This is a genomic window from Cupriavidus sp. HPC(L), assembly GCF_000307735.3.
In the GTDB taxonomy this organism is placed as follows: domain Bacteria; phylum Pseudomonadota; class Gammaproteobacteria; order Burkholderiales; family Burkholderiaceae; genus Cupriavidus.
This window is the reverse complement of record NZ_AMPR02000068.1, coordinates 1-26,178: the sequence shown is the minus strand read 5'-3', so window position 1 is coordinate 26,178 and position 26,178 is coordinate 1. Positions and strand designations below refer to the sequence as shown.

The 26,178-nt window shown below is 66.8% G+C and carries 23 protein-coding genes; 6 read left to right on the top strand and 17 right to left on the bottom strand.

All coding sequences use genetic code 11. From position 1 onward, the window contains the following. Nucleotides 1-7 precede the first annotated feature (7 nt). From msrB to B551_RS05685, 4 genes are all read left to right on the top strand, one after another. The gene (gene msrB, locus B551_RS05700) at nt 8-457 is read left to right on the top strand and encodes a peptide-methionine (R)-S-oxide reductase MsrB (RefSeq protein ID WP_006576143.1); all 450 of its coding nucleotides are present in this window, start codon (nt 8-10) and stop codon (nt 455-457) included. A gap of 115 nt (nt 458-572) precedes the next feature. After that, the gene (locus B551_RS05695; RefSeq protein ID WP_006576144.1) at nt 573-1,136 is read left to right on the top strand and encodes a septation protein A; all 564 of its coding nucleotides are present in this window, start codon (nt 573-575) and stop codon (nt 1,134-1,136) included. Nucleotides 1,137-1,153: 17 nt separating this feature from the next. Next, nucleotides 1,154-1,489 carry a BolA family transcriptional regulator gene (locus B551_RS05690; RefSeq protein ID WP_023263649.1) on the top strand — a complete coding sequence of 112 codons (336 nt, stop codon included), beginning with the start codon at nt 1,154-1,156 and terminating at the stop codon, nt 1,487-1,489. 87 nt (nt 1,490-1,576) lie between these two features. Continuing rightward, the gene (locus B551_RS05685) at nt 1,577-2,371 is read left to right on the top strand and encodes a peptidylprolyl isomerase (RefSeq protein ID WP_006576146.1); all 795 of its coding nucleotides are present in this window, start codon (nt 1,577-1,579) and stop codon (nt 2,369-2,371) included. Between the two features lie 139 nt (nt 2,372-2,510). Here B551_RS05685 and B551_RS05680 read toward each other — a convergent pair whose 3' ends face one another. Next, nucleotides 2,511-3,125 carry a DUF1439 domain-containing protein gene (locus B551_RS05680; RefSeq protein WP_006576147.1) on the bottom strand — a complete coding sequence of 205 codons (615 nt, stop codon included), beginning with the start codon at nt 3,123-3,125 and terminating at the stop codon, nt 2,511-2,513. Nucleotides 3,126-3,207: 82 nt separating this feature from the next. After that, nucleotides 3,208-3,408, bottom strand: a complete 201-nt coding sequence (locus B551_RS05675) for a SlyX family protein (protein WP_006576148.1) — start codon at nt 3,406-3,408, stop codon at nt 3,208-3,210. A gap of 674 nt (nt 3,409-4,082) precedes the next feature. Here B551_RS05675 and B551_RS05670 point away from each other — a divergent pair. After that, nucleotides 4,083-5,033: a DMT family transporter gene (locus B551_RS05670; protein ID WP_006580244.1), complete on the top strand. Its 951-nt coding sequence runs from the start codon at nt 4,083-4,085 to the stop codon at nt 5,031-5,033. A gap of 37 nt (nt 5,034-5,070) precedes the next feature. On the opposite strand, the gene B551_RS05665 is transcribed toward B551_RS05670, so the two are convergent. The 3 genes from B551_RS05665 to B551_RS05655 form a co-directional block, all read right to left on the bottom strand. Then, nucleotides 5,071-5,445, bottom strand: a complete 375-nt coding sequence (locus tag B551_RS05665) for a hypothetical protein (RefSeq protein ID WP_023263648.1) — start codon at nt 5,443-5,445, stop codon at nt 5,071-5,073. Between the two features lie 60 nt (nt 5,446-5,505). Beyond that, complete coding sequence (locus B551_RS05660) at nt 5,506-6,024, bottom strand: nucleoside deaminase (protein WP_043437575.1); 519 nt, start codon at nt 6,022-6,024, stop codon at nt 5,506-5,508. A gap of 84 nt (nt 6,025-6,108) precedes the next feature. Then, nucleotides 6,109-7,563: a nucleobase:cation symporter-2 family protein gene (locus B551_RS05655; protein ID WP_006577887.1), complete on the bottom strand. Its 1,455-nt coding sequence runs from the start codon at nt 7,561-7,563 to the stop codon at nt 6,109-6,111. Nucleotides 7,564-7,712: 149 nt separating this feature from the next. Between B551_RS05655 and B551_RS05650 the strand changes: the two genes are divergently transcribed. Beyond that, nucleotides 7,713-8,627 (top strand): LysR family transcriptional regulator, encoded by a 915-nt coding sequence (locus tag B551_RS05650; protein WP_006577888.1) that lies wholly within the window; start codon nt 7,713-7,715, stop codon nt 8,625-8,627. Between the two features lie 84 nt (nt 8,628-8,711). Here the strand turns inward: B551_RS05650 and B551_RS05645 are convergent, their stop codons facing one another. From B551_RS05645 to tssB, 12 genes are all read right to left on the bottom strand, one after another. Continuing rightward, on the bottom strand, nt 8,712-9,590 hold the full coding sequence (locus B551_RS05645; protein ID WP_006577889.1) for an energy transducer TonB: 879 nt from the start codon (nt 9,588-9,590) through the stop codon (nt 8,712-8,714). A gap of 7 nt (nt 9,591-9,597) precedes the next feature. After that, nucleotides 9,598-10,530 carry a DUF6708 domain-containing protein gene (locus B551_RS05640; RefSeq protein WP_006577890.1) on the bottom strand — a complete coding sequence of 311 codons (933 nt, stop codon included), beginning with the start codon at nt 10,528-10,530 and terminating at the stop codon, nt 9,598-9,600. Between the two features lies 1 nt (nt 10,531). Then, nucleotides 10,532-13,258, bottom strand: a complete 2,727-nt coding sequence (locus B551_RS05635) for a T6SS effector BTH_I2691 family protein (RefSeq protein ID WP_023263646.1) — start codon at nt 13,256-13,258, stop codon at nt 10,532-10,534. Continuing rightward, complete coding sequence (locus tag B551_RS05630) at nt 13,255-14,127, bottom strand: DUF4123 domain-containing protein (RefSeq protein ID WP_006577892.1); 873 nt, start codon at nt 14,125-14,127, stop codon at nt 13,255-13,257. Before B551_RS05630 ends, B551_RS05635 begins: the two co-directional genes overlap by 4 nt. Then, a complete protein-coding gene (locus B551_RS05625) occupies nt 14,127-16,925 on the bottom strand; it encodes a type VI secretion system Vgr family protein (RefSeq protein ID WP_006577893.1) in 2,799 nt (932 codons plus the stop codon). The genes B551_RS05630 and B551_RS05625 overlap by 1 nt, the downstream gene beginning before the upstream one ends. A gap of 53 nt (nt 16,926-16,978) precedes the next feature. Next, nucleotides 16,979-19,747, bottom strand: a complete 2,769-nt coding sequence (tssH, locus tag B551_RS05620) for a type VI secretion system ATPase TssH (RefSeq protein WP_023263645.1) — start codon at nt 19,745-19,747, stop codon at nt 16,979-16,981. Between the two features lie 20 nt (nt 19,748-19,767). Further along, nucleotides 19,768-20,985, bottom strand: a complete 1,218-nt coding sequence (gene tssG, locus B551_RS05615; RefSeq protein WP_043437571.1) for a type VI secretion system baseplate subunit TssG — start codon at nt 20,983-20,985, stop codon at nt 19,768-19,770. Then, complete coding sequence (gene tssF, locus B551_RS05610; RefSeq protein ID WP_006577979.1) at nt 20,949-22,802, bottom strand: type VI secretion system baseplate subunit TssF; 1,854 nt, start codon at nt 22,800-22,802, stop codon at nt 20,949-20,951. Before tssF ends, tssG begins: the two co-directional genes overlap by 37 nt. Nucleotides 22,803-22,904: 102 nt before the next feature. Then, nucleotides 22,905-23,378 (bottom strand): type VI secretion system baseplate subunit TssE, encoded by a 474-nt coding sequence (gene tssE, locus B551_RS05605; RefSeq protein WP_023263644.1) that lies wholly within the window; start codon nt 23,376-23,378, stop codon nt 22,905-22,907. Nucleotides 23,379-23,485: 107 nt separating this feature from the next. Continuing rightward, complete coding sequence (locus B551_RS05600) at nt 23,486-23,989, bottom strand: Hcp family type VI secretion system effector (RefSeq protein ID WP_006577978.1); 504 nt, start codon at nt 23,987-23,989, stop codon at nt 23,486-23,488. Nucleotides 23,990-24,087: 98 nt separating this feature from the next. Continuing rightward, entirely contained in the window at nt 24,088-25,575 is a 1,488-nt protein-coding gene (gene tssC / locus B551_RS05595) for a type VI secretion system contractile sheath large subunit (protein ID WP_006577977.1), read from the bottom strand. Beyond that, nucleotides 25,568-26,089, bottom strand: a complete 522-nt coding sequence (gene tssB, locus B551_RS05590) for a type VI secretion system contractile sheath small subunit (RefSeq protein WP_006577976.1) — start codon at nt 26,087-26,089, stop codon at nt 25,568-25,570. The genes tssC and tssB overlap by 8 nt, the downstream gene beginning before the upstream one ends. Nucleotides 26,090-26,178 lie beyond the last annotated feature (89 nt).

Sequence of the window (26,178 nt, the reverse complement as noted above, 5' to 3'; positions counted from 1 at the left end):
CCGCATCATGCCCGTCAACAAGACCGAAGCCGAATGGCGCGCGCAACTGTCCGACATCGAATACCGGGTCGCGCGCGAGGCCGCCACCGAACGCGCCTTCACCGGCCGCTACTGGGACCACTGGGAGCCCGGCATCTACCGCTGCGTGGGCTGCGGCACGCCGCTGTTCGAGTCCACCACCAAGTTCGATGCCGGCTGCGGCTGGCCCAGCTATTTCCGGCCCATCAACGGTGAGGTGATCGACGAACACGTCGACCACAGCCACGGCATGGTCCGCATCGAGGTGCGCTGCAAGGAATGCGGCAGCCATCTGGGCCATGTGTTCGAGGATGGCCCGGCGCCGACCGGCCTGCGCTATTGCATCAATTCGGCTGCGCTAAAATTCGACGACCGCGAACCAGAACCGGGCTCCGGCGAGGATGCCGGCCACGCCGGCAAGTCCGGCACGCCTGGCTGAGCCGCAGCGCTGACCAACGCACGCCGACCAACGCACGCTGACCCGCCGCGGCCAGACCCCACGATAACGATTCCGCGATGCCGCCCGCCGGCATCGCCTTCCCCGACGGACCCGCATGAAATTTCTGTTCGACCTGTTCCCGGTCATCCTGTTTTTCGTCACCTTCAAGCTGGCGGGCATCTTTGCCGCCACCGCGGTCGCCATCGCGGCCACCATCGTGCAGATCGGCTGGGTCTGGCTGCGCCACCGCAAGGTCGAACCGATGCAGTGGATCAGCCTGCTGATCATCGTGGTGTTCGGCGGCGCCACGCTGCTGCTGCACAACGAGACCTTCATCAAGTGGAAGCCGACCGTGCTGTACTGGCTGTTCGCGGTCGCGCTGCTCGCCTCCGCCGCGATCTGGCGCAAGAACCTGATCCGCGCCATGATGGAAAAGTCCGTCAAGCTTCCCGACCCGGTCTGGGGCCGCCTCAATACCGCCTGGGCCGGCTTCTTCGCCGTGATGGGCGTGCTGAACCTGTGGGTGGCCTACCAGTTCTCGACCGACATCTGGGTCAACTTCAAGCTGTTCGGCAGCATGGGCCTGATGCTGGTCTTCATCGTCGCCCAAAGCCTCTGGCTGTCGCGCCATATGAACGAAAACGCGCCCGAAAAAGCGCAGGAAAGCGCCCGCCATTGAGCGTGGGCATCGCAACCATGAACCACGTCTCTTCTTCGTTGCCCCCCGAAAACTCCGGAAGCCCCGAAAGCCCCGCCGGCGATACCGCCGCGCAGATCGATGCGCTGCTGCGCGCCGAACTGGCCCCGTCGCAACTGACGGTGCGCGACGACAGCGCGCTGCACGCGGGTCATCCGGGCGCGGCCTCGGGCGGCGGACACTATCATGTCACCATCGTCAGCGAGCGCTTCGCCGGCGCGAGCCGGGTTGCCCGGCATCGCATGGTGTATGATGCGCTGCGCAGTCTCTTCCCCATGCGGATCCATGCCCTGGCAGTGTCCGCATTCACCGAGCAAGAGTATTCCGCGCAGTGACCATCATCCGCGCGGTGTCTGCACAAGCCTCTGCGCAAGTATCTGCATAATCGTCCAGCCTTCCCCAGACTTCCCAACACTGATTCCATGAAGACCACTGTCCTCTCGTTCAGCCTGGCGGCTGTGCTTGCCGCTGGCAGCTTGCCCGCACTCGCCCAGAATGCCGCCGTCGTCAATGGCAAGGGCATTCCGTCGGCCAAGCTCGACAAGCTGATCGCCGGCACCGGCCAGCCGGATTCCCCGGAGCTGCGGGATCGCGCGCGCAATATGCTGATCGACCGCGAACTGCTGGTGCAGGAAGCCACCAAGCGCGGCGTCACGCAGAACCCGGACGTGCAGGAGCAGCTGGAACAGGCGCGCCTGAACGTGCTCGCCGGCGCGGTGTTCGAAGACTATGTGCGCACCCACGGCACCAGCGATGCCGAGCTGCGCAAACAATACGACAAGATCAAGGCCCAGTTCGGCAACGGCAAGGAATACCGCGCCCGCCATATCCTGGTCGAGAAGGAATCGGAAGCGGTCGCGATCATCGCCAAGATCAAGGGCGGCGCCAAGTTCGCCGACGTGGCCAAGGCCTCGTCGAAGGACCCGGGCTCGGCCGCCAACGGTGGCGATCTCGACTGGGCCAGCGGCAACAGCTATGTGCCGGAGTTCTCGGCCGCGATGGCCGGCCTGAAGAAGGGCCAGATGACCGAGACCCCGGTCAAGACCCAGTTCGGCTGGCACGTGATCCTGCTCGAGGACGAGCGCGAGACCAAGATCCCGACCTTCGAGGAAGCCAAGCCCCAGCTGCAGCAGATGCTGATGAGCGACCAGAACTGGCAGCGCGAGCAGTTCCAGTCGATGATGAAGTCGCTGCGGGACAAGGCCAAGATCCAGTAAGCCATCCCGTCATTCCCGCGCACGCGGGAATCCAGCGTCTTTGGCAGGCCACTGGGTCCCCGCCTGCGCGGGGACGACAAAGAAAAACCGGCGCTTTAGGCGCCGGTTTTTCTTTGGGGCGGCGAGACCTTGGCCCGCCCTACTTCGTGTCGATCTTCACCGCGATACCATCCTCGGTCACGGTGATCGCGCCGGGTTCGACCTGCTTGCCGTTGACCTGCAGTTCCTCGGGCTTGAACGTGTGCAGCGGATAGTCCTTCAGCAGTTCCTGCGCCACGAGGTTGCCCACCGCATTGAGCTGCGCGCTGTATTGGCCCGGCACGCCGTCGACCTGCACCTGCTCGACGGTCGGGTTGTCGAGCAGCACCGCGCGCTTGACCGGGTCGTAGCGCAGGCCGCTGTTCAGCGCCAGCGTGCCGTTGATCGGCGGCGCCGGCAGCAGGCTGTTGGTCAACTGCGCATCGACCTGCGTGGTGATGCGGTTGCCCGCCGCATCGAGCGTCAGCCGCGGCCGGGTCAGCCGGACGTCGAGCACTTGCGCATAGCGCAGCGTCGCCGGAAAGCGGCCTTCGACGGCGCGCTGCAGTTCCTGTCTGGTGAAGGTGTATTCGCCGGTCCAGATGTTGTAGCCGGCGATGGCGGCGCCCGAGAGCACGGCGAGGCCGGCACCGAGGCCAAGCGCCGCGGCGGTTGCCGTGGCCGCCAGGGGCCGCCGGAGGCCCCGGCGGCGGCCATGCGAAGGGATCGAAGACATGCGCGATGCTGGAGTGGTCACCTCGGTCAGACCCGGGCGGCGTCCCGGCGTTCCACCATCGGCGGTCCAGGGCGGCAATGGCTCAATAGTGCGGCGGTATTTCGTGCACCGACCCGTCGGCCGCGGTGCCCGTGGCGGCGGGCAATTGCTGGTACAGCGCCTGCATTTGCTCCTGCAGCAATTCGATCTGCCGCTGCTGCTTCGCGACGGTCAGGTTCAGCGTTTCCAGCAGGTCTTCCTGGAAGGCCAGCTTGACCTCCAGCTCGGTGATTCGCGATTCCATGAGGTCCTCCAATGCCAGATGTCAGACATACGGGCGGGCATGCGCCCGCGGGGCGCGCATTGTACCGGACCGGCGCCCCGGCCCGGGCCACCGCGGACGGGGTTGTCAGCACATCATAGAGCGTGTACGCTTGCGCGAGTCGTGCCGCGGAGAGCATTCGATTTCGGTCTGATTCCGATAGATCGCCCCCGCCGACGCACCGGCCGTCCCATGACGGTCGTGTGACGGTTTTCCACCCCTTTCGGTTCCGCTTGGGTTCCATGACGCCTGTACGCCGCGCTTCTTCGATTGCCGATCCGGTCCTGCCGACCGGTGGCGCGCGCGCGTCGGCGCCTCCCCGCGTTTCTCCTGTCTGGTCGCCGCCGGCCGCTGTCTGCTCGCCCCCGGCTGACGTCGCCGTCGTCGTGGCAGGCGTAGCACCGCCGCGCGCTGTCGTGGCCGGTGTTGCACCGCCGCCGCGCGCCGTCGTCGCAGCGGTCGCCCCGCCGCCCGCGGCCGTCCTCGGCTGACCCCAGCCGACCCCCACTCTTCCGTCTGACCGTGCGCGCCCGGCGCGCGCGAACGCCATTGCCGCCTGCTCGATGCCGCGCATCGCGCCGATGCCGGCTCGCATTCGCAGCCGGCGTTCGCTCACGGTCGACCGAAGCCCGTCACACCAATGACAGGTGAAACCGATGAACTTCCAAAGATTCGCGCATGCGGCGCGATCGACGTTGTCCTTGCTGTCGCTCTCGTCCTTCTCGACCTTCTCTTCCCGGCTGTTTCCGTCGTTGCCGGATACCTGGGCCGCCCACGGCTCCACGGCGCTGTTCGTGCTGCTGTGGAGCAGCGGCGCGATCGTCGCCAAATGGGGCCTGGCCTATGCCTCCGCCTTTGCCTTCCTGACGCTGCGCTTCGTGCTGGCGTTCGGCGTGCTGCTGGCGATCGCCGCATGGCGCCGCCGCTGGCTGCCCGAGCCCGGACAGCGGGCGCGGGTCGCAATGGTCGGGCTGCTGCTGACCGGCTGCTATTCGATCTGCTACCTGCTGGCCCTGGACCGCGGCGTCACGCCCGGCATGCTGGCCACGCTGCTCGGCGCCCAGCCGATCCTGACGCTGCTGCTGACCGAGCGCCGCTTCTCGGCGTTGCGGCTGGTCGGGCTGGTGCTGGCGCTGGCGGGGCTCGTGATGGTCGTCTACCAGGGCATCGGCATTGCCGGCACCCCGGTGGCCGGCATGCTCTATGCGCTGACCGCGCTGGCCACGATGACGGCCGGCACCATCGTGCAGAAAGGCATCCGGCAGGCGCCGATCGACGTGATGCCGCTGCAATACGGCATCGCGCTGCTGATGTGCCTGGCGCTGCTGCCGTTCGAGCCGATCCACGTCTCGTGGACGCCCGCGCTGCTGCTGCCGCTCGGCTGGATGGCGCTGGTGATCTCGATCGGCGCAACGCTGCTGCTGTACCGGATGATCCAGGGCGGCAATCTGGTCAACGTGACCAGCCTGTTCTACCTGGTGCCCGCCGGCACCGCGGTGCTCGACTATCTGATCCTCGGCAACCGGCTCGCGCCGCTGGCATTGGCCGGCATGGTTACGATCCTGCTCGGGCTGGCGCTGGTGTTTCGGAACAAGCCCGGCGCTTGATGGGTCCGTGCGACGTCGCTCCGCCGGCCGCCACTGCTCAGGGCGGCGGCCGGCGCCGGCGGGCCAGCACCGCGCCCAGGATCAGGCCGACCACCAGGGCGACCACGATCCACAGCCATGACGCGGCCGTCGGTGGCGCCGTAGCGGGCGCCGTCGGCGACCCGGGGGCGGCGGTTGGCGTCACGCCGGCCATCGTCGCGGTCAGCGCCTGCCAATCGGCTTTCGTGATCTGCGTCATGCGGGCCGCATCGGGCAGCCCGAACACGCAGATCTCGCCGCCCGGCAACTGGCAGAAGCGCTCGGCCGGGCAAGCCTTCAGGATCTGTTGGGTTTCTCCCGTGCCGCACCGTGCGCCGGCGCTCTTGAGCACCTGCAGGGTGACGTCGGGATGCTTGGTCAGTTGTTCCGGCATGGTGCCTCCCGCTGACATCGGCGACGAAACGCGTCGCAAGCGCGAGGCCCCTGCCCCGCCTTACTTCCAGAACCCAGTATGGGACTGGGCCGCCTCGTCTTCCAGCATCGGACCGTGCACCTCGATCTGGCGCTGTCCCCGCGCGAAGACTTCGCGGCAAGGCAGCGAGAAAGTCGGATTCTCCGGATGGTCGCCGGTCAGCCCCAGCAAGGTGTGCTCCGACAGCGCATAGACCACGCGGCCGATATTGCACCAGTAGATCGCGCCGGCGCACATGCAGCAGGGTTCGGCGCTGGTGTACAGCGTGCAGCGTGCCAACTGTTCCGGACTCAGGCGCTTGGCGGCCAGCGCCGCCGCGGCCAGCTCCGCATGCTGGGTCGGATCACCCTGCGGCGGCATCGAGTTGTTGCCGGCCGACGCGACGATATTGCCGTGCTCGTCCGCCACGATCGCGGCAAAGGGATGGCGGCCGTTCTGCTTCGATTGCTCGGCCAGCGCGATCGACTCGCGCAGCAGCCGCAGGTCCAGTTCGGACAGCGTGGAGGTGGTGGTACGGGTCTGGGTGTCGATGGCTGGCATCGGACGATTCTCCTGGCAAAGATGCGCGTGATGGCGCGATTCGATTCGATCCAAATAGATTGCGGCCGGCATGGCCCCTTGAGATCAGGACTGGCCCGAGGCGACGGCATGCTCGCTGTCGGTCACCGCGGCCTGCGATGTCCCACGATTGAGCAACAGGTTCAGCAGCACGGCCGTGATCGCGCCGAGGAAAATGCCGCTGTCGAGCACCAGCTTCAGCGGCCCTTCGACGCGCTCGAACAGCGCCGGCAGCGACATCGGCAATACGCCCACGCTGACCGACACCGCGACGATGATCGCGTTGCGCGTGCCGTCGAACTTCACGCGCGACAGCTCCTGGATACCGGCGACCGTCGTCATGCCGAACATCACGATCGCGCAGCCGCCCAGCACCGGCCGCGGTACCGACGCAATCAGCGCGGCAAGCTTCGGGAACAGGCCCATCAGCACCATGATCGCGCCCGCCGAGGCGACGACATAGCGGCTCTTGACGTTCGAAAGCGCGATCAGCCCGGTGTTCTGCGTGAACGCGTTATAGGGAAAGCTGTTGAAGACGCCGCCCAGCATCGTCGACAACCCATCGGCGCGGAACGCGTCGCCCAGCGTGCGCTGCGTCGACGGCCGGCCGACGATGGTGCCGATCGCCAGCACATTGCCGGTGGTCTCGGCCATGATCACCAGCATCGCCAGCAGCATCACCAGCGTCGGCATCGGGGCGAACGACGGCGCGCCGAACGCGAACGGCGGGCTGATCTCGAACCAGGCGGCACGCCCGACCGCGTCGAAGCTGGTCATGCCGCAGGCCATCGCGATCGCGGTGCCCGCCAGCAGGCCGATCAGCACCGATAGATTGCCGATAAAGCCGGAGAAGCGCGCATAGACGAACAGCGTGATGGCGATCGTCGCCAGGCCGAGCAGCAGGTTCGGCGTCGCGCCAAAGTCCGGTGCCGCGGGATTGCCGCCGCCCAGCCAGATCGCCGCCGCGGGCATCAGCGTGACGCCGATGATCACGATCAGACTGCCGATCACCACCGGCGGAAACCAGCGCAGCAGCCGGCTGAACAGTGGAGCAATCGCGATGGTCAGCGCGCCGGCGGCAATGACGGCACCGAACACATGGCTGAGCCCGTATTGCTGGCCGATCAGGATCATCGGCGCGATCGCGATAAACGAACAACCCTGGATCAGCGGCAGACGTGCGCCAAAGCGCCAGAAGCCCAGTGTCTGGATCAGCGTCGCGATGCCCGAGGTCAACAGATTGGCATTGATCAGCGTGACCATCTGCTGCTGGGTCAAGCCCAGCGCGCTGCCAAGAATCAGCGGCACCGCGACGGCGCCCGCGTACATCACCAGCACGTGCTGCAGGCCGAAGCTGGCCAGCTGCCGCACCGGCAATCGTTGGTCGACGGGGTGGACGGCCGGGCGGACGTCCGGGTGGTTGGCCGATTGATAGGCCGATTGATAGGCCGAGTCACCGGCCGAATGAGCGGCCGGCTCCTGCGGCATCGGTTCTGGTCCCGCCTGCTGCTGCGAATGCATCGTGGTCTCCTCCGTCTGGTCTGTGGTCCCGCGCTTTTGCGCCGGCCGGATCGGTGCGCCATAATCCGGCGGGTTTGGGCGGCGGGCCAAATCGGCAGCCATCGATTTTTTTGATAGGCAGTTTTTTGACGGGCAGGAGTCAGGCAGCGATGCGCTATTCGCTCGATCAGCTGGAAATGTTCACCCTGGTGGCCAGCACCGGCTCGTTCTCGGCCGCGGCCCGGCAGTTGCGCAAGACGCAGTCCGCGGTCAGCACCGCCATCGCCAATCTGGAGGCCGACCTCGGCCTGGTGCTCTTCGAACGCGGCGGCAAGGCGTCGACGCTGACGCCGGCCGGAGAAAAGCTGCGCAACGAGGCCGAACTGGTGCTGGAGCGCTGCCTGCAACTGGAGGCGCATGCCAACGAGCTGGGCGAACGCGTCGAGCCGGCGCTGACGCTGGCGATCGAAGTCCCTTACTCCACCCTGATGCCGCCGCTACGCGACTTTGCCGAACGGTTTCCGCATGTCGACCTGCAGATCCGGCATCCGCTGCATGGCGATGTGGCCGAACTGCTGGCGCGCGGCGAAGCGGACCTGGGCATCGCGTTCTCGCAGCCGGCCTACCCGCGCGATCTCGGCTTTGCCCAGATGGGCAAGCTGATCCTGTCGCATGTCGCCCACCGCGACCACCCGCTGTCGCAATTGAAGCGCGTCGATTTCGCCGACCTGCGCGCGCACCGGCGGCTGGTGTTCAGCGGCCACAACCACAAGCTGCCCAGCAGCGAATACCTCGATGCGACGCGATGCTGGCAGGCGGAGAGCTACGCGGCGCTGCTGGAACTGGCGCGCACGGGCCTAGGATGGACCACGCTGCCGCGGCAACTGATCCTGTCCGAATTGGCGTCAGGCGAACTGGTGGAACTGCCACTGACCGCTTATCCGTACACCGACTGGCTGGTCGGTGTGGATCTGATCTGGGCGAAGGCGCATGTGCTCGGCAAGGCCGGGTTGTGGTTGAAGCGCCGGCTTGGCGAGCACAAGGTGTATGAAGTGGATCGGGAGGGGAAGAGGACGACGTTGTAGGTTGGCGTCGTCATTGGCAGTGCGACACGCGCATACCCCGCCTCTGCACTACCCGCAATCCGCGCTACCCAGCCCTACCCGACGTTAGCCGCCGGCGCGAACGACAAACGACTGTGTCGTCGTGAACGGCACCAAGGCACCGCTACCCCGAGCTGAACAACGCATGCCGTTCATCGCTCGGCGCGCCGCGTTGTCGACCGGCTGAAAGCCCGACGGTTTCTCCACCGCAGTGCGGGCCACCGAACCATCCTCGCCGATCCAGACGCGCACCGTCACCGATACCGGCTTGTCGGGCAGCTCGCTGACCAGGCTCAGGCGCGGCTGCGAGCAGCCGACATTGGGCGGCAGCCCTTCCCGATAGCTGACCGGCGCGGGCGCCGTGGGACGCGGTGAGGTTTCTTCATTGCGGCAGATCGCCTGCTGTTCCTCGAACACCTTGCGCATCGCCTGCAACGTGTTTGGCTGCGTGGCCGCGCCGGACGACCACTTGGCCGCCAGCGGCGCCGGCAAGGCCTTGCCGACAACGGCAGATTCCTCGGGCGTCAGCCGGAAAACGAGATTGCCCGACGCCAGCCGTTCGGCTCGCGCCTGCTGGATGCGCTTGCCTTCCGGGGTATCGAGGAAGCGCGTCAGAGCAAGGAACTCGTCCCTGGAGAAATCCTCTGCGAGCGGATAGCCGATCCGGTTGGCGACGGTGCGCGGTTCCATCGCCGACAGGCAGGCGGCGCGTTGAGGCGGGACCTTGTCGCCTTGCTGCTTCAGCGTGCCTTTTGCGGCGGCGATCACTTCGCCGGTGGCGACGGCTTCGGAGACGCGTTTTGCGGCGCGTTCCAGCGCAGCGGCGCCGTCTGCATTGCCGGCATCGGCGGCGACGGCCGCGCCTGCAACGACCATCAGCGCCACGGCGGCCGTCAGCGAGCCAGTCCATCCGGCTCGCAGGAACGATGCGGCATCGCACGTCATTCGGCGCTCAGCGTAGATTTGGCGGGTTGCTGCTTGCATCCTTGACATAGGGATCGTCCTTCGAAACCGGCGCGGCGTCTTCGATGTCCTTCGGCCAGACCGGCACCCGGCAAGTTCTCATCACCAGCGCGCGCGTGCACGCCAGCAGAAGGTTGAATGGCCACATCAGCCAATAGATCGGCGCGGAACCGGCGTCATTGGCGAAGACACGTTCCAGGCCGACGCGGAAGCGCTCGCGCCGCCCGTCGATCGGCACGCAGTACCGGATCCGGTCGATCAGGTCCTTCGGCCCCTCTTCCATATACCGCCGCAGGAATTCCCAATGCGCCTTCAAGCGCTGTGGGTCGACTTCCCACAGCGAAAACGCGAACTGCTCGCGTACCGTGACGCCGTCGCGATCCAGCACCAGGCCGCGAATATCGCGCACCGGCTGAACCGATCCGGAACAGCGCCCGAGCGTGAAGAACACATCGTCCCAGCGCACGCTCAGGATGCTGCCATCCAGCCGGAACACATGCAGCATCCGGTTGCGCCGATCCAGCCGGATCGGATAGTGCGTGTAGCGCCCGAGCTCCCGGCGTGCCATCCATACCGACAGCGCCACGATGGGCGCCATCACGAATGCCACGAAGCCGAGGAAGACGGCGACGGTACCCGGCGTGTACAGCCCCAGCGCCAGCGGCCGCTGCGCGGCCAGGCTCATGGCGACGAAACCGCCGACGCAGACCATGATCACGACCAGCGCCATCAGCGTCAGCGCGCCCCGGGAGTCGTAGTAGCGGTCGACCGAATCCAGATAGCTGGAATTGATCTTGATCACGCAGAGCTGATCGTGCGGCTCGACCTGCAGACGCTGCCCCTGACGCAGGCGGTGAGCGCGCTCGTCGTCGTCGATTGGCCGGTTGACGCGGTACTTGCGCACCAGTCCCGTGAAATCCATATCAGTCCTTCGTGGCCAGCTTCAGCTGTTCCATCTCCTCTTCGACGTCCCCATAGCGCTCGTCGCTGAGGCTGCCCCAATAGCAGCGCTCGAGCCAATCCTGGATCTTGTCGTCGGCAAGCCAGGCGATCAGCCCCGCGATTACGAACATCACGATGGCAATCACGATGCCCCAGCCAGTCATGCCGACGTACACGGCCCAGACCATCAGCAGCCCCACCGCCGCCGACAGCACGTAGAGCCCGCCGACGATCACGTTGCCCTCCGAGAATTCGAGCCGTGCCTGGTTCAGATCGAGCACCGCGATGATGACACCGCCGACCGCGGTCGCGCGGCGCCCCACACTCTCCAGCATCTTGGCCAGCGACGCGTCCAGTGCGCGCCCGAACTGCAGGCCGAATGTGACGCGGGCCTTGGCGACCTTCGACACCAGTTCGATGATGCCGCCCGCGACGCCAACCACCCCGCCGAGAATGCGCCCCCATGTATCGCCGACCTTGTGATTCATCGAGTCGTCGCTGTCGCTCCACAGCTTGATCAGCAGCACGATATCGAGAACGGACGACGCCGCGCCGACGCGCACATCGGTATTGATGACGCCTTTCCATGCACCGGGCAGGCGCATCAGCGCATAGTTGTTTGGTAGCCGCAACGAGCGGGCCAACCACGCGGTACGCTGTGCCTTGGTCAGGCCGGAGGGCATGCCTTTCAGATGAACGGGATCGACCAGCACCAGGAAGGACTTGTTGGTCGTTCCCTCCATCGGCAGTCCATGCACCTCGAGGCGCCGCAGCTCCAGCTCGACCGGGTCGTACAGGGCTCGGCGCGACGGCACATCCTGCCCCGCCTCCGCACTCAAATTGCGGATCTTGCGGATCAGTTCGCGGCGGAACGTCCGGTAGTCGCCCTCGACCTGCAGCGGCACCATGGCCTTCCTGGACAACATGCCGAACAGAACGGCGATGCCCTTGATCGGCCCATCGGTGGTCGCCTTGCTCAGCGCCCATGCCAAAGGACCGTTGATGCCGAGAATGAAATTGGCAATCAGGCACGACGCCGTGGCCGGGTTCGACACGCGCTGGAAGGCGAAGTCGTAGACCTTGATCAGCGAAGGCCAGGACAGGTTCCACGGATCCACGCCGCTCGATGACGCCTTCGCGGCAGCCGCAAGCACGTCCTGCTGATTGAAGCCCAGCGCGCGCAGCAACAGGTTCTTCTGGTCGTCGGGACTTCCGTCGAGCCACTTCTTGTACAGATCGAAGCAGATCGGCTTGTCCTGCGTATTGCCGATACACAGCATCACGGCGCCGGTATAGGCCTCGCCGCTGCGCATATTGGTCTCGTCGTAGTTGCAGGCGAACACGTTGGCCATCGCCTCGCTCTCGAGCCACGCACGATGCGCCTTGGCCAGCGGATCGATCGTCTTCTTGTTGAACCCGTCGAGCGCGCGGTCGAATGCCTTCTGGAAATCGTCGCGGGCCTTCTCGTCATAGCGCTTCGCGCCGGTCACCATGCGCGTCTCGTACTTGGTCCACGAGCTGCTGCGCGCCTGGTGAAGGCGGGCCTTGGGCACATTGCGATAGGCCTCCGCAATACTGCGATTGCGGGCCTTCTCGGGTTCGCCGAGCAGCCATTCGGCCAGCATCTTGCCGGCCGCCAGGGTCTCCGCGCCCGCGCCGCCCGGAATCGGCATCGCATGCGGATCCGCGGTGCCGTAGATCTCGACGTTCTGGGCGCTCTCCTCGGCCGTACGCATGACTTCGAGTTCGGCATGGTTGCCGATCGACTCGCGGATCGACATGATCGCCTGCGACACGGCCAGCTTGCGGGCGCGGTCGGGATCTTCGTACAGGAAGTCCTCGTAGCACTCCCGCATCAGCGGATCGAGTTCCGACGCGATGCCGACCGGGTCCCACAGTGCCGCCAAGGCCGGCCGATACGGGGCGGCGGCGGTCTCGGCCCACTTCAGAAGATCGGCCTCTTGCTCCTTGCAGGCATTGAAGTCGTGCGGCGAGAAGCTGAAAGCCGGGTATGCCTTGATCACGATGGTCGGCAGCGTATGCGCGTCCGGATGGCTTTCCGGCATCGGTTGCGCGGGCGTGTCCTCGACCGTCGCGCCCTCGGCACGGAACTCGGCCACCAGCTTGCTGGCGTCGGTCAGCGGGGCCATATGAGGCAAGGCCGCACCGCCACCGCGCCACTTGTCGATATCGATCCGGCGCATATGCTTCTCGCGCCAGGCCTGGCGCTTGTGCCGCTTCTTGACCTCCTCGGTCCACATCACATCGGAGAAGCCGATCCAGACCGGACCGGCGACATGGGCGTCCTTGACCGTGATGCAGCGCGCGATCACCGCATCCTGCTTGTTGCTGCAGCTGAATTCGATGTCTTCCGGCAGCGGGGGTGCCGGGTCATTGAAATCGAACTCATACAGGTAGCCGGCCTCGGTCACGACGTAAGCGGACCACAGGCCGCGCTTCTCGTTGAAGACGTAGAGGTAGCCGCCGCGCAGCAGGCGCAGGGTGTAACGGGCCACGTCCTCCGGCAACGAGATGGCCGTCACCTTGTCGCCGAACTGCGGATCGAGCGCCGGCGGTACCGGGGCCAATTGCCGTCCGCTCCTGTTCTTTCCGGTGCGGCCGATCGCGTATCGTACGGGCAGGATGGGCAGCCCTTCCTTGTCGCAGAAGGGGCATTTGGACGCTTCCTCGATGGCGGCTGCGTTCATGTCGCTTTTTCCAGTAGTCGATTGTGGTCCGTTCCGGTTGCAGGCGGAACGCCCAGCGGGTCGTCGGTCAGTTCGGCACAGGCGCCGACGTAGCTCAGTTCGCCGGCCTCGGCCTTTTGCAGCGCCGCCTTCAGCGCGGGATGGGCGTCCGGGCGGCCTTGCATCGCCACGCATTGGACGGCGTATAGCCGGCGGTCCGCGTCATCGCGCAGGTTGTGCCGTTGCGTGGCTTCGACCAGCGCTTCGTCCAGCTGCCGGCCCAGCGCGACCGCGTCGGCGCAGGGCCAACCGCCTCTGACCAGCGTTTGCAGGCAACCGTTGACCAGCCCCACACGCCGCAGGGGCCCGATCTGGCCGGTCCGGACCCGCAGCGGCAGATGGGGATCGCCGCTGGAGATGCGCTGGCGCTGCTGCCCGATGGAGTCGACCCAATGCCATTGCGCGACAGGCCCCATCAGAGCGTCGAGTTGCGCCTCGTCGAGGATGCCCAGCAATTGCGTCATCACGCGCGGATCGCTGAAGCGCAGCAGAAAGCGGCCGCTGGCGGGCGCGCTTAGCAGCTGCGCCGTACCGAGATGGTGGGCAATCCGTTCGGTCGCGTGCTCGCTGACCAGGCAGGCGCTGAAATATGGGCGCAGATAGTCCTGCTGCCAGCGCGACGCGGCTTCGATCAGGCCGATCTTCTGCTGGCGATCGAGCTCGGCCAACGCAAGCAGTGCCGGCATCAGATGCGGCTGAACGTCGACGCCCCGAGGCACGAGCGGCGTCACCGGATACGCGGCCACGGCCTGCCGCCCCAGCTGCAGCGGGCTCAGCACGACGTGCGTGAAATCGTCCAGGAAGCGATGATGCAGATCGAACATCGCCATCAGCCCAACGGCACCAGCGCGTCGCCCGCGGCTTCGGCGCCGCGCGTCTTGAATTCGCACAGCCCCAGGTCGCCCTTGGCCAGCGAATTGTTCGCCTCGGCACCGCCCGGCCCCACAAACCGATGCCCCGCCCCCTTGAACTCCACCTTCCCGGGCGCGTGCAGTTCAATCTTGCCGCCCAGCACGCGGATCTGCGCGCCGGCGGCGTTCAGCAGCACGTGCTGCTTGCTCTCGACCGTAACGTTGGCCTGCGTCGAGGCGATCGTCACCGTGCGCTCGGCGGCGTAGCGGCTGGCGCCGGTCAGGCTGGCGACTTCGACCTTGCCGGCGGCGGCGTGCAAGGCCATGCCTTTCGCGTCGCCGCCCTTTTGCCCGGTCTGCGTACCTTGGCCGGTGGAACCAGAGCTTGAGCCGGAGCCCGAGCCCCCCTGCCCATCGGTAAACAGGCTAAGACCATCGGCCACCGCGACGGCGAGATTGCCGCCTGCCGCCAGATTGAAATGTTCCCCGGCCACCAGCGTGGCATTGGTGCCCGCGACGAGCACCGCATCGGCCGGCGTCGACAGCGCCACGCCCTTCGGGCCAGACACCACGAGATGCGGCTTGCCGTAGGCGATCGCTGAGCTACCATCTTCGGCCTTCGCTTCGGTGCGCAGCACTTCGGCGCTTTGCTTCAGCGATTCGAGCGCCGGCAGTGCATCGGCAGCAGGCTCGCCGGGCAGCGCGGCCTTCTGCTTGGCGGCCTGCTGCGCCAGCGTGCGGGCGAGCTCCAGGCTGTCTTCGACCTGCGTCGCGGCCTGTTCGCTCTGCAGCAGCGGTTGCGTGACGCTGCCATCTTCGGCGGCGATCAGCAGCCCGGAGCCGGCGCGGACGCTGCCGGAAGCGTCGGTGGCCAGCGCCGCGCCGTGGCCCAGGTCCGCCTCGCGGGCGTTGTCGCGCTGGAACAGGTGATGGCCCAACGTCAGCGACGTCGCGGCCTGCGTGGTCGACAGCAGCGTGCGGCTCTGGCCCTCGGTGTCGTCGAACACCAGCTGGTTGTAGCCGCCGTTGCCGGTCTGGCTGGCGGACAGCGCCTGTGTCTTGATGCCGGACAGCACGGCGTTGTGTGCGTGCGCCTTGTCGTTCTTGCCGTCGCCGGCGAACCACGCCGGCGCGTTGCCGGTCGCGTTCGCGGCGCCGGCCTGTTGCTTGTTGATCTGCGCGTCGGGCTCGCCGGCGCCGTTGTAGGCCGCGCCGACGACCACCGGCCGGTCGATATCGCCGTTGACGAACTCGACCACGACTTCCTGGCCAACGCGCGGCAGCGCGACGCCGCCCCAGTTGTCGCCGGCCACCGGCGTGGCAACGCGCAGCCAGCAGCCCAGTGCGGACTCGGCGCGCGCGTTGTCGTCGCCGGCCGGGTGGGACTGACGGCTCGATGAACGCCCGCCGCGCTGCCAATGGAATTGCACCTTGATGCGATGGTCCCGATCGGTATGGACAGGACCGCCGTCGCCGACGACCAGTGCGGTCTGGCTGCCGCGCACGGTGGGACGCGGATGCAGCAGTCGGCCGTCCTCGCCGCGCAGCGCCGGTCGGTATGGCACGCTCGCGCGCACGGCGGTGAAGCGGTTGCGGTACAGCGGCAGCGTTTCGTTGTCCCCGGCCGGGGCCAGGCCCGTCATCGCCAGCAAGGCCTGGCCGAATCCCTCGTTGAAATTGTTGCGAGCCTCGTGCGTGACCGACAGCAGCACGAAGCGGCGGCCGTCGTCCTCGTCGCCATCGTGCTCGTAGTGATCGAGTAGCGAGAACGTGGTGGCCGGCGCCAGCGTGCGGACCGTCCCGCCGCCATGGAAGGCCTTGTTGCGAACCTCGAGCGATTCCATCGCGATGCGCGTGATGCGCTGCGCCTGCTCGGCGTCCTCGAACGCGTACTGGCCGACATAGTCGATGTCGGTCAGCGCGGTGGCCTGCTCGCCGTTGTCGTGGTGGGTGGTCAGCGTGGCGCTGCGCAGTGACGCGGTGCGATAGTCCCAGGTCGCCAGTTCGACCGCATTGGTCTGCCACTGGCGCTCGCCCTGCCATTCGGTGATCACGTCCTCCGAAGCGGTCGCATCGGCACGGCCGAAGCGGATGCTGGCCTGAGTGTTGTCCTTGAATACGTCGTTGCGATCGGCGATCACCATCCGATGCAGGCCGAGCGCATCGCCATCGGTAGCCTCGTGCTCGAAGTAGTAGAACAGCCCTTCCTCGGCCAGCAACCGCGTCACGAAGTCGAAGTCGGACTCGTCGTACTGCGTCACCACGCTGCGCTTCGGATAGATCGCGGCGTCGGCCACCGCCCAGCGCCATTCCGGCACCAGCTTGCCCTGCCCGCGGTAGTCGCCCAGCACGCTGTCGACGACCTCGATCACCGACATGTCCTGGAACAGGAAGCTGTCGCGCCGATGCCGCAGGAAGGCCAGCCACGGCTCGATCACGAGCCGGTAGCGCGCCAGGCCGCCATTGGCGCCGACGCGCTCGAACACCGTCACATGGCCGTGCAACGCGCGCGGCTTGTCGCGGCTGAGCTGCGTCAGCAGATCGATGCGCACCGGCTGGCCCAGCAAGGCGGCCGGATCGAGCTTCGCGTCGTCCGACAACGCCGACAGCTCGATACGAAAACCGCCGCCATCGAGCTGTTCGCGCGCGAGCAGACGCTCGGCCAGCAGCACGTCGTCGCCCAGCGGCGTCGCTAGCCGCAGCAGCCGGTCGTGCTGGCGGAAGGCCGCGCGCAGTTGCGCCGCCAGTTCATGCGCCATATCGGTCAGTACGCCCATCGGTGCCTCGACTGTGAGTTACGGTGTCAATCGACTCAATTGACTCAATTGACTCAATTGACCTTGTAGCGGAAGCCGCCGTTCTTGTTGACGCCGACCTTGATCTTCTGGATCGCCTCGCCCTGCGCCATCTTCGCCAGCACGGACTGCGCGATCTCGGGCAGCAGCGTGCCGTTCAGGATATGGTCGACCGCGCGCGCGCCGGTATCGACCTCGGTGCAGCGCTGCAGCACCGCCTCGGTCACGGCGGCATCCCATTCGAAGACGGCGCGGTGGTTCTGCTGCACGCGCTCGCCGATGCGGCGCAGCTTCAGCTCGATGATCTCGACCAGCGTGTCGTCGCTGATCGGGTAGTACGGCACGACCTTGGTCCGCCCGATAAACGCCGGCTTGAAGGTCTTGTACAGCGTCGGGCGTAGCGCCTCGGTCAGCGCGTCGGCGTCCGGCAGTTCTTCGGCCGACTTGTTGAGGCAGGCCTGCATGATCGAGGCCGAGCCCGCGTTGGAGGTCAGGATGATGATGGTGTTGCGGAAGTCGATGGTCCGGCCCTCGGCGTCCTCCATCCAGCCCTTGTCGAAGACCTGGAAGAACATCTCCAGCACGTCCGGATGCGCCTTCTCGATTTCGTCGAGCAGCACCACGCTGTACGGGTTGCGCCGCACCGCCTCGGTCAGCACCCCGCCCTCGCCATAGCCAACATAGCCCGGCGGCGAGCCCTTGAGTCCCGACACGCTGTGGGCCTCCTGGTACTCGCTCATATTGATGGTGATCAGCTTGCGCTCGCCCCCGTACAGGATGTCGGCCAGCGCCAGAGCGGTCTCGGTCTTGCCAACGCCGGACGGGCCGACGAACAGGAACACGCCGCGCGGCTTGTGCGGGTCCTCCAGATTGGCCGCCGCGGTACGCACGCGCTGCGCCACCGCTTCGAGCGCGTGCGGCTGGCCGACCACGCGCTCCTCGAGCAGCGGCTTCAGGTTCATCACCGTGTGCAGCTCGTCCTTGACCATGCGGCCCAGCGGAATGCCGGTCCAGGCCGAGACGATCTCGGAAACGACCTGGCCGTCGACCTGGATCGGCACCAGCGGCGTTTCGCCCTGCAGTTCGCGCAGTTCAGCCTTCAGGCGCGACAGTTCGTCGGCCGGGGCCGCCGGCGCGGCGGCCTTGCGACGGCGCCCGGCGGCGGGCGCGATATCGCTGTTGGCAGCGACCGGCTCGGCTTCGTCGACGGCGGCGTCATGGCCCGTCGCAGCGGCATCAGCAGCATCAGCAGCATTAGCGGCCTCCGCCGTACCTGCATCCCTCGAGCGCAGCAGCGCGACAATCCGTTCGACCAGCTCGCGTTCGCGTGCGAGCCGTTCGTTACCCGCGGCAATGCGCTCGCGCAGCGTCTGCTCCTGCTTCTGCAACTCGGCCAACCGTGCCTGATGCTGTCCGCCGGTCGACAGCTCGCGTTGCAGCGCGCCGATCTCGACGGTCAGGCGCTCCAGCGCCTTCTGGTCCTGCTCGATTTCGGCCGGCGTCGCGCTCTGCGCCAGCGCCACCTTGGCGCAGGCGGTGTCGAGCACGCTGACGGCCTTGTCCGGCAACTGCCGGCCGCTGATATAGCGGTGCGACAGCCGCACCGCCTCGGTGATCGCCTCGTCGAGCACGCGCACGTCGAAGTGCCGCTCCATCAGGCCGACCATGCCGCGCAGCATCGCCGAGGCCAGCGCCTCGTCCGGTTCCTCGACCTTGACGACCTGGAAGCGCCGCGCCAGCGCGGCATCCTTCTCGAAGTACTTCTTGTATTCGGCCCAGGTCGTGGCCGCGATCGTACGCAGCTCGCCGCGCGCCAGCGCGGGCTTCAGCAGATTGGCGGCGTCGTTCTGGCCCGCCTGGCCGCCCGCGCCGATGATGGTGTGCGCCTCGTCGATGAACAGGATGATCGGCTGCGGGCTGCGCTTGACCTCGTCGATCACGTTGCGCAGCCGGTTCTCGAATTCGCCCTTGACGCTGGCGCCGGCCTGCAGCAAGCCCATGTCTAGCGTACGCAGTGCGACGCCGCGCAGCGGCGGCGGCACGTCGTCGGCGGCGATGCGCAAGGCCAGCCCTTCGACCACCGCGGTCTTGCCGACGCCGGCCTCGCCGGTCAGGATCGGGTTGTTCTGCCGGCGGCGCATCAGGATGTCGATCATCTGGCGGATCTCGGCGTCGCGGCCGATCACCGGATCGATGCGGCCGTCGCGTGCCGCCGCAGTCAGGTCGACGGTGTACTGGTCGAGCGCCGGGGTCTTCGACAGCGCGCCCTGCCCCGAGGGCTCGTCGGCCGCCGCGGCGCCGGCGTCCGCGAACGCCACGGCCTGCTCGGCCTCTTCCGAGCCCTTGGTCAAGACGGCCAGTTCATGCTTGAGGCGCTCGACCGGGAACTGGCCGAAACGTTTGGAGCCGCGCTCGGCCAGCGGCGCCAGGCTCGGCTCGGTCAGCAGCGCCAGCAGCAGATGGCCGGAGCGGATGCGCGTGGTCTGCGAATCGAGCGAGGCGATCAGCCAGGCATGCTCGAACAGCTTCGGCAGCCACGGCGAGAACGCCGGCGTGCGCCCATTGCCGGTCTGGAAGCGCCCCAGCTCCCTGTCCAGATCGCTTTGCAGCGCGGCCGGATCGATACCGCTCGCCTTGGCCGCGACCGACACGTCGCTGCGGGGATTCTCCAGCAACGCCAGGAACAGATGCTCCAGGTCGACCTCATAGTGGCCGCGCGCCATGCACAGCGAGGCGGCCCGTTCGGCGGCCTGCCGGCTGGTGGCATTGAGCTTGGCGATCAGCGTCTTCAAGGGGGTGGCCATGATGGCTCGGCTCCGGTCTATCAATGAATGGGCGACAGCGTGTAATGCGCGTCGCTGCGATCCTGCGTGGCGGGTCGCGAAACGAGGAAGGTGTCCCAGCCGACATGGCCGCTGCCTGCGGCGCCGAGCCGGCACCCGGTCACGTCCTGCCGGCGCAGGATCGGTTTGACTTCGTATTCGAGCGTGGCGCCGCCCAGCACGGTCAGCATCTTGCGAAGCGCCAGCGCGCCCTCGGCGCCGGGCAGGAAGGCGCGGTACTGCTCGCGCGCCAGCGGCCCGATCCAGACGCGCACCCGCAGATCGCGCTGCCAGACCCGCTGGCCCGCCAGCGCGGTGGCGCCGAGCACGTTATTGACGCCGCCCAGCCGCGACCACTGCGACGGCGGCACCCGATACCAGCCGCCGACGAACTGCTCGACGCGGAACGGCACGCGGAAATAGTCGGCCAGCACCTGCTGCAGATACGACGCCGACATCGGCCGATGCCGCACTGCCGTCGCATAGCCGGCGACCGCTTCGTCGTGGATGGCCCCCGGCGTCTCGTGCAGGCCGCGGCGGACGCCCGCATCGGCGACGCCGGCCAGCGACAGCAGCAGCGACAGGTAGTGGCGAGTGCGGTCGACCTCGTGCTGGAACGGCAGCCGGTATTTCTTCCACGCCAGATAGAACAGCGCGGCGGCGCGGTTCGAGAAGATATCGAAGAAGGCGCGCGCAGCGCCGTCGCGGCGCATTGTCTCGCGCTCGGCCACCACTTCGGTGTAGTGCAGCGGCAGCGCGCCCTGCCCGCCCAGCATGCCGAAGAAGGCCGGCGTCACGGCCACGTCGTCGAGCGGGCGTTGTGCCAGCGCCTCGGCGAAGCCGGCATCGCTGTCGAGCGCCTCCTTGGCGAGGCTACCCGCCTCGATCTGCACGATTTCGCTGGCCGGGAATGACAGCGACAGCGCGTTGGGAAAGCGCACGCGCGTGGCGAGCTGGTGCTCGGGAGTGTCGGCGACGCGCGCGATGGCATTGCCGTTCACTGCCCCGTTCACTGCCCCGTTCACTGCCCCGTTCACCGTGCGATTCGCCACGCCGTTGGCCGCGCCATGCACGCCGCCATTGGCATCGCCCTGCGCCCGGCCCTGACGGGCGAACTGAATCTGCAGCAGCCGCACCGCCTGGAAGAACTGGAAGCGATACGGCTGCCGCAGCAGCCGCCGTATCACACCAGGATCGATTCGCCGCTTCGGGGAGCGCATTGGATCAATTCCTTGCCGGTGCGGCGCGAGACGGCGACGAGCTGCACGAAGCTGTTCAGATGGACGTACAGACCGAAGAAATGGTCCATCACGCGGATGAAGCGGTGCAGGCCGGTGCCGACAAAGGCTTCCTCGTCCAGCGTCAGGCGGACTTGCAGGCCGCGCACGAACGTCGCGAACGGCTTGCCGGCCAGCCACTGGGTGGTGGGCTGATAGTCCAGTCCGACGATGCCTTCGATCTGCCGCGCCGAGATGCCGCTGCGGGCCAGGTCATGCAGGCGCAGCATCTCCTTGAGCGCCGGCAGGCCGTCCTGCACCAGCGACAGATGGTTCAGCGCCAGCAGCGAGATCAGGCGCCATTGCGCCGCGCGGCCGCCCGGCAGCCGCAGCGACGGCGTCGGCTTGCGCAGGAACGTGATCTGCCGCGCGATCGACGTGCCTTCCATCGTCAGATCGCCGTCGGCATGGCCGAACGACAGGCTGGCCGGCAGATCGCGATTGGTGCAGGTGACGTCGATGCTCAGCGTATCGGTCTGCGGCTGCGCCGGATCGAAATCCAGGTCGACGATCGATATCTCGGTTTCGTAGCCGGGACTGCGGCGCGCCACCAGCTCGTCGCGCCGCGCCAGCCAGAAATGGCCAGCGCGGTTCGGATCGTCGGCGTGATGCAGCGAATAGAACGGCCGGAATTCGATCAAGTCGTTGCCATTGGCGGTCTCGCGCACCAGATGAACGCGGTCGATCGAGTAGATGTCGTAGCCGTGCGCGCGGCGGCCGTCGGCCACCACCGGATAGGCGCTGGCCGTATGCTCGATGCGGATCGGGTCGGCCTTCTGTGCGAACAGGTTGACCACCGGTGTGCAATGCAGCCGCAGATGCTCGGCCTGCAGGCTCTCCAGCAGGCGCGCGGTGTGCGAGTCGCTGCGGATGTCGGTCATCACCAGATGCAGCTGCAGGCGCCGGGTGTTGCCGCCGGCCGGCCCCAGCGCGCGCCGCAGTGCCGCCAGGTCGATGTCGAGGAAGTTGAATTTCTCGGCGAAGGCGAAGTGTTCGGACAGCAGCCGGTAGGCGGGATGCGAGCGCGCCGGCGTGTCGATCAGCGCCTCGTCGGCGGCAAAACCGACCTCGCGCAGCGGCACGGCGGACAGCCGCTGCCAGACGCCGGGCCTCGGGCCCTCCAGATACGCTGCCGCGGTATGCAGGAACAGCGCGTCGCCGAGCGCGGCGACGAAGGACGGCTCGCCGTCCAGATAGACCCGCAGCGTATCGAGCGCCAGCGTGTCGAAACCGCCCCGGTCGCCCTGGTATTCGAGCGAGACCGTCAATGCACCGGTCGCGCCCTTGGGCAGCACGGTGGCGGCCGGCGCCACCGCCGCGCCCCGATAGCTGGCCTCGGCGATGCGGACCGGGGCAAACGTCACGTCGTAGGCGGTACGAAAGCGGCATTCGACCCGGTTGACCGGCCGCGTGCTCAGCATCGTGCCGCGCGGCACCGTCATCGGCGCGGACAACTGCGCGGCCGCGCCACGGACATCGAAGTGCGCGATGGAACAGGACGGAAACGGCCGCAGGTAATGCGGATACATGACCTCCAGCAGCGCTTCGGTCAGTTCCGGGTAGTCGTCGTCGAGCTTCTTGCTGATGCGCGCCGTCAGGAAGGCGAAGGACTCGACCATCCGCTCGACGTGCGGATCGTCGCAACCGTCGGCCGACATGGCGAGCCGCCCCGCGATCTTCGGATATCGCTCGGCGAAGTCGCGCGAATACCGGCGCAGATAGGCCAGTTCACGCTCGTAGTAAGGCAGTAGCTCTTCCATGGCTGCTCGGCGGTCGGTGCGTGGCGGTGGCGGGTCGGATTGGCTCGGGCATGGCTTGGGACAATGACCCGTTCATGGGTCAGGGGCCATGCGCCCGCGTTGTCAGGTTCGTCCCCGCGTCACCGAGTACTGCAGCGTCGACGGCTGCAGCAACGCATCGAAGCTCACCGGCTCCCGCGCCGGCCCCACCAGCAGCATGGCGGTGATGCCGAAGCACAACGCATTGGTGTTGCGCTCGCTGACATCCAGCGACACGGTGACATTGCGCAGCCGCGGCTCGTGGCGCTCGATGGCCTTGGTCAGCGACTGGCAGATGTAGTTGCGGTCGTAGTAGCTGGCCAGACTGAGCCCGGCGAAATCATTGAGCCCGTACGTCAGCAGCGAACGCTTGCACTCCGGCAGGCCGCTCAACTGCGCTTCGTCGATCACGATGCGCGTATTGAGCAACGCCTCGATGTCGCGCGCCACCGTCGACTTCAGCTCCTCGAGCGTCAGCTGCCGCATCGCGGTGGGCAGCGGCGCGTGGGGCTCGTCGTCGAACAGCTTGTCGAGCAGACTCGGTTCGAAACCTTTCATGGCAAGCGCCGGCACCCCGGCAAGCCGCGCGTTGCCGCGCCGAATCGCCAGGATGCCGGCATCCGCTTCAACCGATCATCGGCCAGCATCGCCCCCAAGGAACGGCATCAGACCGAGTAGGTCTTGTCGTTCTTGGTCAGGCTCCAGGCACCCTGCGAGTTGCCGCCCTGGTTGCCGCCGATCTTCTGCTGGGTGTACTTCCACTGCACCGCGGCGTACTTCAGCGAGAACTTGTCGGTCGGCAGGCCTTCGGCGGCGACCTTCGCATCCACCGCGCCCAGGATCGCGTTCTTCAGCTTGATTTCCAGGTACTTGACGCGCTTGCCTTCGCCGTCCGCGCGCATGAAGTCGATCGTGACCTCGTCGAAGGTCGTGCCGCCCGACGCGTGCTGATACAGCAGCGGGCTCACCACGTCCATGTCCTTGGTAAAGATCATTTCGCCGTGCTCGCAGCGCTCGGCGGTGTGACCGCCAGCGGTCGAAGCGGTCGCCGAACGCGGCTGCTTGATGTTGTGCTCCCAGCTGAGGACTTCGATCCAGTCCTTGTGGTCCTTGTCCTGGGATTCACCCTTGATGGCGGGATTACCGAACTTGACGTAGATATCCTTCATGAGACCCTCGATGAGATAGTGGCTTTGTTTCGCCTTAGAAAGTACTGCTGCCTCGGCCGTCGGACGCCGGCACAATGCCGGGCACCGACGGCAACCGGTTACGAGTTGGCGGCCTGCGGCAGGTCGGCGACCAGGCGCAGCGAAATCGACAGCTCGTCGAGTTGGAAATGCGGACGCAGGAAGGCTACCGAACGGTAAGCGCCGGGCTTGCCCGGGATTTCGGAAACCTGGATCGACGCCTCGCGCAGCGGGAACTGCGCCTTCTGCTCCTGGCTGGCGTTGTCGTCCAGCAGAACGTATTGCGAGATCCAGCGGTTCAGGAAGCTTTCAACGTTCTGGGCCGAAGCAAAGCTGCCGATCTTGTCGCGCATCATCGCCTTCAGGTAATGAGCGACGCGCGAGACCGAGAAGATGTACTGCAGCTGGGCGGACAGCACCGCGTTGGCATTGGCGCTGTCGGTGTTGTACTTCTTCGGCTTCTGCACCGATTGCGCGGCGAAGAAGGCCGCGTAGTCGGAATTCTTGCAATGGACCAGCGGGATGAAGCCCAGGTCGCTGAGCTCCTTCTCGCGGCGATCGGTGATCGCGATCTCGGTCGGGCACTTGAGCGCGATCTCGCCGTCGTCGGTCTTGAAGGTGTGGGTCGGCAGGTCTTCCACCAGGCCGCCGCCCTCGACGCCGCGGATCGCCGCGCACCAGCCGAAGTCCTCGAACGCCGCGGTCAGGCGCGCGCCGAAGGCCCAGGCGGCGTTGCACCACAGGTACTTGCTGTGATCGGTACCGTCGACGTCCTCGACGAAGTTGAAGCCCTCGACCGTGGTGCCGTCCTTCGGGTTGTACGGCAGGCGGCCCAGGAAGCGCGGCATCGTCAGGCCGACGTAGCGCGAATCCTCGGACTCGCGGAACGACTTCCACTTGGCGTATTCGACGGTGTCGAACACCTTGGCCAGATCACGCGGCTTGCCCAGGTCGGCGAACGACTCCAGCCCGAACAGCTCCGGCGAGGCCGAGGCGATGAACGGTGCGTGCGCGGCCGAGGCGACGTGCGACATCTGTTCGATGAAGTAGATGTCTTCGGGCTGGCGCGTGATTTCATAGTCGCCGATCAGCGCGCCGAACGGTGCGCCGCCGAAGGTGCCGAACTCTTCCTCGTAGACCTTCTTGAACAGCGCGCTCTGGTCGAAATCGATCGCGGTCTTGAAGTCGCGCACCAGGTCGCGCTTGGTCGCATTCAGCGCCTTGATCTTGATCATCGTGCCGGTCTGCGTTTCCTTGACCAGGTACGACATGCCGCGCCAGGTGCTTTCCAGCTTCTGGAATTCCGGTGCGTGCATCACGGCGCTCAACTGCGCCGAGATCAGGCGGTCCAGCTCGGCCACGCGGGCATCGAGCGTCGCCGACAGGTTGTCCGACACCACCACGGTGCCGTCCAGCACTTCCTTGACCAGCTCGCCGATGATGTCCTTGGCACGCGCGTGTTCGGCGTCGGACTTGGCAACACGGCTTTGCTCGACGATCTCGTCGAGCAGGCTGGCATTGGCAACGGGCGCCGCCTGCGCGGCGACTGCGGCTTGCGTCTCAGGCATCCTGACCACCCTTCGGTTCCTTGCCGCCATGGCCGAGCTGCTGCAGCTTCTCGGTATTGGTCAGCACTTCGCTAAGCAGATCTTCGAGCTTGTCGTTGCCGGCGAGCTTGTTGCGCAGGTCGGCCAGCTTCGAGCGGGCCTCGAGCAGCTTGCGCAGCGGCTCGATCTGGTCGACCACGGCTTCCGGGCTGAAATCGTCGAGCGAGCGGAATTTCAGGTCGACGCCGAACTTGCCGCCATCCTCGGACAGCTTGTTGGGGACCTGAAAAGCCGCGCGCGGCTCGACCGCCGACATCACGTCGTCGAAGTTGTCCCGATCGATATTGACGAACTTGCGGTCGCGCAGCTTGGGCAACGCGACTTCCGACTGGCCGGACAGGTCCGCTACCACGCCGACGACGAAGGGCAATTCCTTCTGCTCGATGGCGTCGCCCTTCTCGACGTCATAGGTGAGCTGCACCCGGGGCGGACGCACCTTCTGCAGACGCTTCTGCACGCTTTCCTTCTTGGCCATGCGGATTCTCCGGTTGTTCCGGTCGTGTTTGTCGGGGTGTTCGGGACGTTGGTGCCTGGCCGTGGATCAGCGCAGCGCGCCGAACGGAT